Genomic DNA, 792 nt, shown 5'->3' on the forward strand with positions numbered 1-792 from the left:
GGCATTGTCACGTTATCGAGATGGTCGGGTAAGATCGCATGATGAAAAATGCAAAATCGCTGTACCACGGTCATCGCTTTCCCGCATCGGTCATCAGTTGCGCGGTGCGTTGGTATTTCAGGTTCCAGCTCAGCCTGCGCGATATCGAAGAGCTGCTGTTCGAGCGCGGGGTTCGTCAGCTACGAAACGGTACGACGCTGGTGCGATAAGTTCGGCGCGTGCTTCGCACACCGTGTGAAAGCGTCGCGTCGCAAGCCCGGCACCACATGGCACCTTGACGAAGTATTTGTGAGGTTGCGCGGTGAGCCTTACCTGTTGTGGCGCGCCGTCGATCAAGACGGTGCCGAACTCGATATCCTGCTACAGAAGCACCGCGACAAGGCAGCAGCGAAGCGGTTTTTCGAGCGCGTGCTTGCCGCGTGCTCTGAGGCACCGCGCAAGATCGTTACTGACCAGCTGCGCAGCTATCGGGCGGCGAAAGCCGAGATTCCCGCACTGGCTTGCGTCAAGCACGTCTTTGTCAAAGCCAGCGCGCGGGTCAATAACCGGGCCGAAAACAGTCATCAGCCGACCCGCGAACGCGAGCGACGCATGCGTGGCTTTCGCGATCCAGAGCGCACGCAGGCTTTCCTATCGAGCTTCGGTCCGATCCGGCAGCACTTCGCGCTGAAGCGACACCTGCTACGCGCCTCGCTCTATCGCAAACAGCTTGCCACACGCATCGCCGCCTGGCATCGCTTCACAGAGATCACCCAAGTTCCGCCGGTTTTCTGAGCAAGCGCGTTGCCCCCC

At 60.0% G+C, this 792-nt stretch carries 1 pseudogene; it reads left to right on the top strand.

Annotated elements, in window-relative coordinates:
* Positions 1-41 precede the first annotated feature (41 nt).
* Positions 42-774, top strand: a pseudogene (locus GCT19_RS42350) (IS6 family transposase).
* The last annotated feature ends 18 nt before the right edge of the window (positions 775-792 follow it).

This window comes from Paraburkholderia atlantica (assembly GCF_009362785.1).
Taxonomy (GTDB): Bacteria; Pseudomonadota; Gammaproteobacteria; order Burkholderiales; family Burkholderiaceae; genus Paraburkholderia; species Paraburkholderia atlantica.